This is a genomic window from Limnohabitans sp. (assembly GCF_044361645.1).
Lineage (GTDB): Bacteria > Pseudomonadota > Gammaproteobacteria > Burkholderiales > Burkholderiaceae_C > Limnohabitans_A.
Genome location: NZ_JBIKIL010000125.1, coordinates 1 through 11,179, shown reverse-complemented (window position 1 = coordinate 11,179; position 11,179 = coordinate 1). Strand labels below are relative to the sequence as shown.

The 11,179-nt window shown below is 59.0% G+C and carries 13 protein-coding genes and 1 pseudogene; 9 read left to right on the top strand and 5 right to left on the bottom strand.

Features of this window, described 5'->3' with window-relative positions:
- The 4 genes from ACIQ39_RS16155 to leuB all read left to right on the top strand — a co-directional run.
- Positions 1–483 (top strand): aconitase family protein (locus ACIQ39_RS16155; protein ID WP_396435629.1); only part of this gene is annotated, 483 nt, incomplete at its 5' end.
- Positions 480–758: a hypothetical protein gene (locus tag ACIQ39_RS16150; RefSeq protein WP_396435628.1), complete on the top strand. Its 279-nt coding sequence runs from the start codon at positions 480–482 to the stop codon at positions 756–758. The genes ACIQ39_RS16155 and ACIQ39_RS16150, both read left to right, overlap by 4 nt.
- Positions 755–1,408 (top strand): 3-isopropylmalate dehydratase small subunit, encoded by a 654-nt coding sequence (gene leuD, locus ACIQ39_RS16145; protein WP_396435627.1) that lies wholly within the window; start codon positions 755–757, stop codon positions 1,406–1,408. The genes ACIQ39_RS16150 and leuD overlap by 4 nt, the downstream gene beginning before the upstream one ends.
- A gap of 18 nt (positions 1,409–1,426) precedes the next feature.
- Complete coding sequence (gene leuB / locus ACIQ39_RS16140; protein WP_396435626.1) at positions 1,427–2,515, top strand: 3-isopropylmalate dehydrogenase; 1,089 nt, start codon at positions 1,427–1,429, stop codon at positions 2,513–2,515.
- 536 nt (positions 2,516–3,051) lie between these two features.
- On the opposite strand, the gene ACIQ39_RS16135 is transcribed toward leuB, so the two are convergent.
- Positions 3,052–3,255, bottom strand: a complete 204-nt coding sequence (locus tag ACIQ39_RS16135) for a hypothetical protein (protein ID WP_396435625.1) — start codon at positions 3,253–3,255, stop codon at positions 3,052–3,054.
- Positions 3,256–3,347: 92 nt separating this feature from the next.
- Here ACIQ39_RS16135 and ACIQ39_RS16130 point away from each other — a divergent pair, with 92 nt between their 5' ends.
- From ACIQ39_RS16130 to gstA, 3 genes are read left to right on the top strand one after another with little or no spacing between them, the layout of a single operon-like run.
- Positions 3,348–3,578, top strand: a complete 231-nt coding sequence (locus tag ACIQ39_RS16130) for a DUF2789 family protein (RefSeq protein WP_396435624.1) — start codon at positions 3,348–3,350, stop codon at positions 3,576–3,578.
- Between the two features lie 53 nt (positions 3,579–3,631).
- Positions 3,632–4,051, top strand: coding sequence for an OsmC family protein (locus ACIQ39_RS16125; RefSeq protein ID WP_396435623.1), 420 nt, complete (start codon positions 3,632–3,634; stop codon positions 4,049–4,051).
- 16 nt (positions 4,052–4,067) lie between these two features.
- Positions 4,068–4,676, top strand: coding sequence for a glutathione transferase GstA (gene gstA / locus ACIQ39_RS16120; RefSeq protein WP_396435622.1), 609 nt, complete (start codon positions 4,068–4,070; stop codon positions 4,674–4,676).
- A 43-nt stretch (positions 4,677–4,719) separates the two neighbouring features.
- On the opposite strand, the gene ACIQ39_RS16115 is transcribed toward gstA, so the two are convergent.
- Positions 4,720–6,576 (bottom strand): ATP-binding protein, encoded by a 1,857-nt coding sequence (locus tag ACIQ39_RS16115; protein WP_396435621.1) that lies wholly within the window; start codon positions 6,574–6,576, stop codon positions 4,720–4,722.
- Positions 6,577–6,583: 7 nt separating this feature from the next.
- Positions 6,584–7,117 (bottom strand): molybdopterin-dependent oxidoreductase, encoded by a 534-nt coding sequence (locus ACIQ39_RS16110; protein WP_396435620.1) that lies wholly within the window; start codon positions 7,115–7,117, stop codon positions 6,584–6,586.
- 328 nt (positions 7,118–7,445) lie between these two features.
- Here ACIQ39_RS16110 and ACIQ39_RS16105 point away from each other — a divergent pair.
- Positions 7,446–7,745 (top strand): annotated as a pseudogene (locus tag ACIQ39_RS16105) (isocitrate/isopropylmalate family dehydrogenase); the annotation flags it as partial.
- Positions 7,746–7,812: 67 nt separating this feature from the next.
- Here the strand turns inward: ACIQ39_RS16105 and ACIQ39_RS16100 are convergent.
- Together ACIQ39_RS16100 and ACIQ39_RS16095 are read right to left on the bottom strand one after the other, a co-directional pair.
- On the bottom strand, positions 7,813–9,579 hold the full coding sequence (locus ACIQ39_RS16100) for an amidohydrolase family protein (protein ID WP_396435619.1): 1,767 nt from the start codon (positions 9,577–9,579) through the stop codon (positions 7,813–7,815).
- Positions 9,560–10,435, bottom strand: a complete 876-nt coding sequence (locus tag ACIQ39_RS16095; protein ID WP_396435618.1) for a bile acid:sodium symporter family protein — start codon at positions 10,433–10,435, stop codon at positions 9,560–9,562. The genes ACIQ39_RS16100 and ACIQ39_RS16095 overlap by 20 nt, the downstream gene beginning before the upstream one ends.
- A 320-nt stretch (positions 10,436–10,755) precedes the next feature.
- Here ACIQ39_RS16095 and ACIQ39_RS16090 point away from each other — a divergent pair.
- The coding region (locus tag ACIQ39_RS16090; RefSeq protein ID WP_396435617.1) for an aspartate-semialdehyde dehydrogenase at positions 10,756–11,179 on the top strand (424 nt) is incomplete at its 3' end.

Sequence of the window (11,179 nt, the reverse complement as noted above, 5' to 3'; positions counted from 1 at the left end):
GAAAAAGACGAGGTCAAGCGCGAAGCCATCGAGCGCGCCCTGACCTACATGGGCCTGCAGCCCGGCAAGGCGCTGGCCGACATCACCATCGACAAAGTGTTCATTGGTTCTTGCACCAACAGCCGCCTCGAAGACATGCGCGAAGCCGCTGCCATGGTCAAAAAACTTGGCCAAAAAGTGGCCAAAAATGTCAAACTGGCCATGGTCGTGCCCGGCTCGGGCCTGGTCAAAGTGCAAGCCGAACAAGAAGGCCTGCACGAGATCTTCAAGGCCGCCGGCTTTGAATGGCGCGAGCCCGGCTGCTCCATGTGCCTGGCCATGAACGCCGACCGCTTAGAACCCGGTGAGCGCTGCGCCTCGACCAGTAACCGCAACTTCGAAGGCCGTCAGGGCGCGGGTGGCCGCACCCACTTGGTCAGCCCCGCCATGGCCGCAGCGGCTGCTGTGCACGGCCATTTTGTCGACATCCGCAAATTCACATGAATTCTGTGGAGATAAAAGATATTGTCCTTTTGATAGTCGGCGGATTTATCGGCTGGCTAATTGCCTGGTTTTTTGATCGGTACAAAAAGACGCTTGTTGCGTCCTACTTTCTCGAAGACACCAATGATGAATTTTTTTACTTTCAATATAGGGATGGTTGGGGGAGGTCGACTTACTCAAGGCGCCCCATCGAAGGCACTGCAAACGAAACTTCGGTTTCAAATGCGGAGTTTGAAAGAGTTAAAGCAAATTTAATCCGGAGAGGTATCCCATGAAGAAATTCACCGTACACCAAGGCTTGGTGGCCCCCATGGACCGCGCCAACGTGGACACCGACGCCATCATCCCCAAGCAGTTCCTCAAGTCGATCCGCAAAACCGGCTTTGGTCCTAACCTGTTCGACGAGTGGCGTTACCTGGACAAGGGCGAACCCGGCCAAGACCCAGCCAGCCGCAAGCCGAACCCCGACTTTGTGCTCAACCTGCCGCGCTACCAAGGTGCCAGCGTTTTGCTGGCCCGCAAGAACTTCGGCTGCGGCTCCAGCCGCGAACACGCGCCCTGGGCCATCGACCAATACGGCTTTCGCTGCGTGATCGCGCCCAGCTTTGCCGACATCTTCTTCAACAACTGCTTCAAAAACGGCCTGCTGCCCATCGTGCTGCCCGAAGCCGTGGTCGCCCAGTTGTTCGACGAAGTGGCGGCCTTCCCGGGCTACGAGCTCACAGTCGATCTGGAACGCCAAGTGGTGGTGCGTCCGCAAGGGCAAGAGATCCCCTTCGAGGTGCAGGCCTTCCGCAAGTTCTGCCTGTTGAACGGCCTGGATGACATCGGCCTGACCCTGCGCCACGCCGACAAGATCAAAGCCTTTGAAGCCGAACGCCTGGCCACCAAGCCTTGGTTGGCGCACACCGCTGTCAACGCATAAAAGAAACTTGGAATCCCCATGAAAATCGCAGTCCTCCCCGGTGATGGCATCGGCACCGAAATCGTCGCCGAAGCCGTCAAAGTCTTGAACGTGCTCGACCTGAAGTTCGAGATGGAAACCGCCTTGGTCGGCGGCGCGGCCTACGACGCGCATGGCCACCCCCTGCCCGAGTCAACGCTCAAGCTGGCCATGGCGTCGGACGCCGTGTTGTTTGGCGCGGTGGGCGACTGGAAATACGACACGCTCGACCGCCCCCTGCGCCCCGAGCAAGCGATCTTGGGCCTGCGCAAAAACATGGGCTTGTTTGCCAACTTCCGCCCGGCCATTTGCTATGCGCAATTGGTCGGTGCTTCGAGCTTGAAGCCCGAGCTGATTTCGGGCCTCGATATTCTGATCATCCGCGAGCTGACGGGTGACATTTACTTCGGCCAGCCGCGCGGCCGCCGCATCGCGACCGACGGCCACTTTCCCGGTGCAGAAGAAGCCTTTGACACCATGCGCTACTCCAAGCCCGAGATCGAGCGCATCGCGCACGTGGCCTTTCAGGCCGCTCGCAAGCGCAAGGCCGCAGGCAAAGAGGGCCGCGTGACCAGCGTGGACAAAGCCAATGTGCTCGAGACCTTCCAGTTCTGGAAAGACGTGGTCAGCGAAGTCGGCAAAGCCTACCCCGACATCGCCCTAGACCACATGTATGTGGACAACGCCGCGATGCAATTGGTGAAAGAGCCCAAACGTTTTGACGTGGTGGTGACCGGCAACATGTTTGGTGACATCTTGTCTGACGAAGCGTCCATGCTCACCGGCTCGATTGGCATGCTGCCCTCGGCCAGCCTGAACACCCAAAACCAAGGCCTGTACGAGCCCAGCCACGGCAGCGCCCCCGACATCGCCGGCAAAGGCGTGGCCAATCCACTGGCCACCATCTTGTCCGCAGCCATGATGCTGCGCTTCAGCTTGAACCAACCCGAGGCCGCACAGCGTATCGAAGCGGCGGTGCAAAAAGTGCTGGCCCAAGGCCTGCGCACCGGCGACATTTGGAGCGAAGGCACGACCAAGGTGGGCACCGCGCAAATGGGCGATGCGGTGGTCAAAGCGCTTGCGCACTGAGCCCCAAGGACGCTTGCGCCACCGGCGGCAAGCTGTGCTTGTCCACCACATGAATTTGCGGGAAATGCAGGTGGTGCATCAACGCGCGAACGAACACCACGGTCGAAAAAAACGCGCTGAACTTGGCAAGGCCCCTTGGTGCGGGGCTTGTCCAAACGCCTGCATGACCAAACGGCTGAAGGCGGCCTCGACCGCTTCGACATGCAAAAGCATGTCCTCGCTCGGACTGACACCACTGACCACAGCGAGCGTACGCAGGTCGTCTTCGCTCGTGTAAAGCTGCTCTCCAGGGGGAATGTCGGCATGGGCCGCTTGAATGCGGTCTTCTGTCCATTCAACCTATTTCCGGCAGTTGGCCGCTTGCTTGCGCTTCAAAACTTGATGAATCAAACACTTGCGCACACGACCACCTTCACCTCATGGGTGAAAGCGCTGCACGGCCGCAGGTCTGACGCTTCAGGCCTCTGGCGTTGTTGCTCGCACCCCCCGGACAGGCAGTCCGGGGGGCACTCGCGCCTAGCCAAAGACCTGCTTCGTCAGCCCCTCGGCCGCGCCCAACTGCCGGAAATAGGTTCAATCGCATGCTCCAAGCGCCCTGGGCTGATCGCGTCGCCGTTAAAAAACCGAGCCGTCAATCGGGCATGGCCCCAGGCCATCAGGCCATGCCTTTGGCCCCCAGCCGCACAATTGGGCAGCCCTGCCGATTCGGGCCCCAAAACCAATTGAAGATTGTTTGTCATGGTGTTTCTCAGTAAATATTTTGATTAAATAGTACTACATTGAGTATATTCAAGCCCTACAATCCCAACCTCTTAGCCAAGACCACCCCATCATGGAAACGACCTTCCACAGCCTGAGCCATTTGTTCAAACAACTGGGATTGCCCCATGAGCCCGATGCGGTGGCCCAATTTATCGCCCAACACCAAGGGGCTTGTCGCCACTGCGGCCTGTTGGAAGCGCCAATTTGGACGCCCAGTCAGCTGACGTTTTTGAACGAGGCCATTGCCCAAGACGCCGATTGGGCCGGGGTGGCCGAAAGGCTGCAGGCGGCGTTGGCTTGACGGGCGGGTCTGTTTTTTTCGCACCATTCATTCATCAACTGAGGAGTTACTCCATGCAAGTTCGCGTTTCTTCAGCCCAATGGCAAGGCAGTCTCAAAGAGGGTTCTGGCCGCATGAATTTGGGCAGTGGGGCCTACACAGGCCCTTACAGTTTTGGCTCGCGCTTTGAGTCGGCACCCGGCACTAACCCCGAAGAGTTGATTGCCGCAGCCCATGCTGGCTGCTACTCCATGTTTTTATCCGCACTGCTGGGCAAGGCCGGGCTGGTTCCCACATCGATCCGCACCACCGCCAAAGTTCGCCTGACCAACGAGCCCCGCATCGATTTGATCGAGTTGGAAACCGAAGCCGAGGTGCCCGGTTTGAACAACGAGGATTTTCAAAAATACGCGCAAGAAGCCAAGCTCAACTGCCCTGTCTCTCAGGCCCTGGCCGGTCCCGAGATCCGCTTGCTTGCCCGACTGATGCCCTGAAGCAGGAGACGCGAACATGAAGCTTTATTACAGCCCAGGTGCCTGCTCCTTGAGTGCGCACATCGCCTTGCATGAAACCGGACTTGACTTCGAGCCGGTATTGGCCAGCACCAAAACGCACCGCTTGGTCGATGGCACGGATTACCACCAGATCAATCCACTGGGCTATGTGCCCTTATTGGAACTTCACGATGGCACGCGCCTGACCGAAGTGGCGGCAATCTTGCAGTACATCGCGGACCAAGTCCCCGCCTCGGGCCTGGCCCCTCCAGCCTGGGAGCTGGCGCGCTACCAGCTGATGGCTTGGCTCAATTTCATCGCCACCGAATTGCACAAAGGTTTTTCACCGCTGTTCAGCAAATCAACCCCCGAGGCCTACAAGCCCATCGCCAAAGACCACCTGATGCAGCGCTTGGACTGGGTCAATGCGCAGTTGCAAGACCGCCCTTTCTTGATGGGAGAGCGTTACACGGTGGCCGACATCTACCTGTTCAACATCACCAACTGGGCCCGTTTGGTCGGGCTCAAGCTGGACGATTTTGCCAAGCTGATGGCTTTGCGCGCGCGCGTGGCCGAACGGCCTGGGGTGCGCGCAGCCATGCGGGCCGAAGGCCTGCTCAAATAAACCAAGGGCGATCCAGCGGCATTTGGATCGTCCCTCATTCCGACTACTCGGCTTGGGTCTGAACGCTGGCGAGCATGTTGGCGATCACAAGCTCCAACTCCTCGGGCTTGATCGGTTTGGAGATGAAGGCCGAGACATCTGCGGCCTTGGCCTGGTCTTTGGCGTCTTGCAATACATCGGCGGTTAAGGCGATGATGGGGACTTGAGATTTCGGCCAAGCCAGTGCCCGAATGGCGCGTGTGGCGCTCAGGCCATCCATCACCGGCATGTGGATGTCCATCAGGACCAGGTCAAACTCCGCTTGCACCACCGCCTCCAAAGCCTTTTGGCCGTTGTCACAAAACTTGGCTTGGTAACCCATGCGCGCCAGCATGAGTGACAAGTACTTTTGATTCACCGGGTTGTCTTCGGCCACCAAAATACGCACCGAAGAATTCAAAACAGGGCACGTCGCGTCGGCGTTGGCAGGGATGGCCCTTGGTGCACGTGCTTCGGGTTGCGCCGGTGCGCAAAGCCGCAAAGGCAAGACCACGGTGAAGGTGGAGCCCTGCTGCGGCAGACTTTGAACCCTGATGTCGCCGCCCATCAAGCGTGCCAGCGAGAGCGAAATTTGCAAGCCCAAACCGGTCCCGGCAAATTGACGCGACAGCCCAGAGTCCACCTGGAAAAACCGCTGGAACAACTGGCCAAGCGCTTTTTCATCCATGCCGATTCCGGTGTCTTTGATTTGCAACTCCAGCCATGGCCTGTTTTGTTCGTCGTCCATGCGGCGAACCTGCAAGACCACCTGGCCCTTTTCTGTGAATTTGATGGCATTGGTGATCAGGTTGAACAAAATTTGCCGTTGCCGTGTGCTGTCGGTCTCCAACCAAAGGTCATCTTCAAGCTGGTTGTGAACCTCAAAATGCAAGTTTTTCTGGGCCGCCAAGGGTTGGAAGATGGCCTCAATGCCTTGTAAAAAGCTGGGCCAGTGCACCGGCTCCATGTGCAGACTGATTTTGCCGGCCTCCAGGGCCGACATGTCCAAAATGTCGTTGAGCAGCATCAACAAGTGCTTGGCCGAATCGTTGGCCACACGGACCAAATCGGTTTGCTCAGGGTTGAGTGGGGTTTTTTGCAGCAAGCCCAACAAGCCCATGACGCCATTGAAAGGGGTGCGCAACTCATGGCTCATGTTGGCCAGAAATTGACTCTTGCCCAGGTTGGCACTGTCTGCCTGTTGGCGAGCCAACTGCAATTGTTCATTGAGTTTTTTCAGTGCTTTTTCTTCCCGTTGCTGAATTTTGCTGCGCCACACCAAGCCTGCGAGCAGCACGCTCAACAAGCCCAACTGACCCATGGTCAACCAGATGATGTGCAGGTTTTGTTTCAACAAATCGCGGGTTTGGCGCTCCAACAATTGCGCGCCCAACAAGTCAGCGGCATTGCCCAGTGCCAAAGAATTGGCCGCTTGTGCTTGCATTTCTTGCAGCAAGGCCTGCAACTGGAGCCGATCGAGTGGCTGGCCTGACAGCGCCTGCTCGCAGCGGTCTGCATAGACTTGCAGCCGTTGGAGGCGTTGCGCCAGCTCGGGGTTTTGCAGCAACAAGGCCGAGCCTGGTGACTCGCGAACGGTCTCGATTTTGCTGAACAAAATGTTCAAACGTGTTTGCACCTCGTCCAGAGGCGGCGCGCTGCGTGCGTTCAAAAAGAAGTCCAAACTGCTGACCAAGCGAAGGTACTCGCGGTCCAACAAAAAGGCCGGCGCGGTCACGGAATCCACCCTCTGAACGGCTTGCGCTTGCAAGGCTTGGCGTTGTGTCCACTCAAATACCAGCAAGGCCGTCATGGCCAAGGCGACCGCCAAGGAGGCCGCAAAGAGCGCAGCGCTGTAAGAAAAGGCCTTGGGTCTTTCGGTCATCCCGTGCTCACTCCAAGCGCAGGGCCTTGAGTTGCCAAATGGAGCGCTCGTAAAAACGAACGGCTTGCAATTCGGGCTTGCTGTCGTAGGGATAGACCACAAACAAAGGGCCTTTGTTTTTGGGGGTCAGGGTTTCACCGTCCATGGTGTGGGCCAATATCACGTCGAATTGCACGGCGTCCGAAAAGGGGATGCTGACCTGGTAATCATCCAGGGCCACCGCATGGATGACATGGCCCTTGACCTTGGCAGCGGCCAACACGTCGCGCAACAAAGGGCCAGTGAATTTGACTGGTTTTTTGTACCATGGCGTTTTCGTGACGAAGCTGTGTTGCGGCAATTTTTTAAAGAACTCGATCTGCAAACTCGCCACCAATGGGCCATTGGCAAGCTCTTTGGCCGGTTTGGTGGTTGTGCTGCTGGCCGCTGGTGCGTATATACGCAACACCACAGGCTCGGTTGCGGCCACGGCCTGTGGTAGAAAACCCCAGATCGCCAGCATGCTGAAAATGCCCAAGGCCATGCGTTGGTAGAAATTCATTTTCACTCCTTGGTTTGGTGGGCCATCCGGGCCGCACTGTCCTGATTCCTGTCCGGTGGCTCAGCGGCGTTTTCAATTATGTGGGCAATTGCCCAACAAATGACACAGATCAATGTCTTCCAAGCCATTTTGTATGTGCCTGATGTGTTCTGATTCTGCGCACGGCGTTGGCTTGCACACCACTAAGGGTGCATGGGCTTGCATTCCGATCACTCCCCATGTTTCACGCAAGTTCGTTTTCTTTGAACTTTGACTCGGCCACCCAGGCAGGTGCTGGCGCGTGTGCTTTCACCACCAAAACCACGACCATGAAGGACTGATCCGGTCTGGTTCGTCGTGCGCCCTCCCGGCCAGCCTGAACACCAAAAACCAAGGCCTGCACAAGCCCAGCCACGGCAGCGCCCCCGACATCACCGGTAAAGGCGTGGCCAACCCACTGACCACCATCTTGTCAGCCGCCATGATGCTGCGCTTCAGCTTGAACCAACCCGAAGCCGCACAGCGCATCGAAGCGGCTGTGCAAAAAGTGCTGGCCCTAGGGCTGCGCACCGGCGACATCTGGAGCGAAGGCACCACCAAAGTCGGCACCCCCGAAATGGGCGATGCGGTGGTCAAGGCCCTGGGCTGATCAAGACGTCCCAAAGACAAAGCCCGGCACCTGCAAAGGTGGCCGGGCTTTGTTTATTAAAACGGCCTTAGGCCTGGCCCATGCGCACCAAGCGCCCCGGGCGGGCGGCGGTGATCTCGCCTTCGCGCTGCACCAGCTCACCCGCCACCCAAGTGGCCACATAGCCTTCGGCCTTTTGCACAAAGCGCTTGCCGCCTGCAGGCAAGTCGCGCACCAAGCGGGGCAGGCCCACGCTCAGGCGCTGGGGGTCGATGGCGTTCAGGTCGGCGCGCATGCCCGGTGCGATCACGCCCCGGTCTGACAAGCCCAGGTACCGGGCATTGCGGCGGGTCAACATTTCGACCGCTGTCTCCAGTGGGATGGCCTCACGCCCACGACCTTCCAAATGGTCGCGCACCCAATGGGTGAGCATGAAGGTTGGGAAACTGGCATCGCACACCGTGCCCACATGCGCGCCCGCGTCGCTCAAGCTGCTGAGTGCCCGGGGGTGGTCCAGCATGCGGCGCACCGCGTCGAGCGAGCCTTCGTTGTAATTGAAGATCGGGAAATAAATCAGACCCTGCCCACTGCCCGCTGTGAGGTGGTCGTACATGGCTTCCAGCGGCGTGATGCCTGCTTGTTTGGCCCGCACCAGAAAGCTTTGCATCACCGAGGGCTCGTAGTTGAGTGTGTCTTCGAGCGCGAACATGCGGCCGCTGATGAGGTCTATCTTGGCCAACAAAATGTCCACCAGCGGTGGGATGGCGCTGCCGTCGCCTGCCAGGCGCTCGGACTTTTCAGACAGGATGCGGGCCTTGCGCGCCGGGTCGCGCAGCGCCTGGGCTCGCTCGGCCAAAGGCAAATGCGCCACCTCTTTGTAGGACGGAAAGCCCATGAAGGGGTGAAAGCTCGCGTCCAAACCGTTGAGCACGCCGATGCCCCGAACCGCGGTTTGCATGTACAGCGGCAGTCCCGCCTGCACCGCCGCTTCGACCCGCTCTTGGATCTTCAGGTACTGCTCGCCGCCCGGGTCGCGCTGCAGCCAGGTCATGGACACCGGCTTGCCGCTGGCGCGCGCCAGCGCCTCCACGCAATCGAACTCAGCGTCGAAGGGGTCGGGACCGTTCAGCAAGTTGAAGTCGCTCACGATCTGCACCACGCCATGGCTAAAGTCCTCAAAGGCCTGGGCCAGACCCGTCAATTCGTCGAGGCCCGCATTCGCGGCAGGCGTGTCTTTGCCATCGGAGGTGCGGTGGTTGTCGCTGCGCCCCGTGCTGAAGCCGGCGGCACCGGCCTGCAAGGCTTGGCGCAAGAGCGCGCGCATGGCCTCGATGTCTTGCGCCGTGGCCTTCTCGTGGGCCAGGGCACGTTCCTGCATCACGTACATGCGCAAGGGGTCGTGTGGCACCTGCACCAAATAATCCAGGCTGCGCGGCGTCACAGCCAGCGCGTCCATGTATTGCGGAAAGCTTTCCCAGTTCCAGCGGATGCCCTCGTGCAGCGCAGCGCCGGGGATGTCCTCCACACCCTCCATCAGCTTGATCAGGTCGCCTTCATGACCCGGGCGTTTGGGCGCGAATCCCACACCACAGTTGCCCATGACCACGGTGGTCACGCCGTGGTAAATGCTGGGCGTGAAGCATTCGTCCCACGTCACTTGGCCGTCGTAGTGGGTGTGGATGTCCACAAAGCCGGGCGTGATCCACAAACCTGTTGCGTCCAAGGTGTGCAGGGCGGGCTCGTCGACTTGGCCCACCGCCACAATGCGTCCACCCCGTATGCCCACATCGGCCACAAAAGCGGGTGCGCCGGTGCCGTCCACCACCGTGCCGTTTTTAATCAAGCCGTCGAGCATCTTTTCTCTTCCAATAAAAAACCAGTCCCAGGCCGCTGACGATGTGCCAGATGCCCCACAGGCTGGCCAGGGTGACCATGCCCAAATCGCTGCCAAACTGCACTGCAATGATGCCCAGTGCCAGGCCCGAGTTCTGCATGCCGCCTTCGATCATCACAGCACGGCGGTCGCGCTCACTCACCCGCATGGCCTTGGCTGTGGCCCAGCCCAAAAACAAGCCGCTGGCGTTGTGCAGCACCACAATCAACAAGGTGGGCAAAAGGCCCAGCGTCAACAGCTGCCGCTCTTTGATGAGACCGGCCACGATGAACAAGATCAAGGCACCCACGGCAAAATGGCCCAGTGGCTTGCGGATGCGCTGCGTAAGGGTAGGCCACTGGTGCGAGAACAGCAAACCCAGCGCCAGCGGAATGCCGAGCAGCGCCACCAAGCTCAACCAAATGCCCGAAGGGTCGATGGACAGCTCGCGCAACCACGACGCGGTCTCGGGGTTGGCGGCGATCATCCAGCTGAAGTTGAAGGGCGTGGCGAACAATGCGATCACGCTGGCCACCGCCGAGATGCTGACCGACAAGGCCGTGTTGCCCCGCCCCATGTGGGTGATGACATTGCTCAGGCTGCCGCCCGGGCAGGCGGCGACCAAGATCATGGCGGCCTCGACGTTGGCCGGCAGGTCCAGTGCCAAAGTGGCCAGCCAAGTGCCCACCGGCAGCAAAATGAACTGGGGAATCAAGCCACACAGCACCGCCCGTGGTGCTTGGGCGACCCTTTTGAAGTCTTCGATGCGAAGTTCCAGCGCCACCGAAAACACCATGGTGGCCAGCACCAAGCTCAAGATCCATTGTTGTGAAGTCATGCATTTGTCCTTGTCAAAAGTATAGACAGCCGCCACACCCTGAACACAAAGGGTTTACGCGCAGGTCAGCCACCACCACCGTTGTATCGTCTGGGGCGCAACCTGCCATCCGCTACAATCAAGGGCTATGTTCCACCCAAAATTGTTCTCTCTGAACAGCGCCATCACCGTCCAGGTGGGTGCTGCTGTGGGTGTTGGCTTCACCAAAACCACGACCATGAAGGACTGATCCAGTCTGGTTCGTCGTGCGCCCCCCCGGCCAGACGAGCCGGGCAAACAGTCTGGTCTGACACTGTTTTTAAAACTGAAAGGGCGTTGAAATGAGCAAGTTAGTAGGTTTGGTCGGCTGGCGCGGCATGGTCGGCTCGGTCTTGATGGACCGCATGGCGCAAGAAAAAGACTTTGACCTGATCGAGCCTTTGTTCTTCTCCACCTCCAACTCGGGTGGCCAAGCCCCCGCGATGGCCAAGAACGAAACCACGCTGCAAGACGCTTTCAACATTGAGCAGCTCAAGCGCTGCGAGATCATCATCACCGCCCAAGGCGGCGATTACACATCCGAGGTTTTCCCCAAATTGCGCGCGACAGGCTGGAACGGCCATTGGATAGACGCCGCATCGACCTTGCGCATGGACAAAGACGCGGTCATCATCTTGGACCCGGTCAACATGCCCGTGATCCAAAACGCCCTGGCCCACGGCGGCAAAAATTGGGTGGGTGGCAACTGCACCGTGTCATGCATGT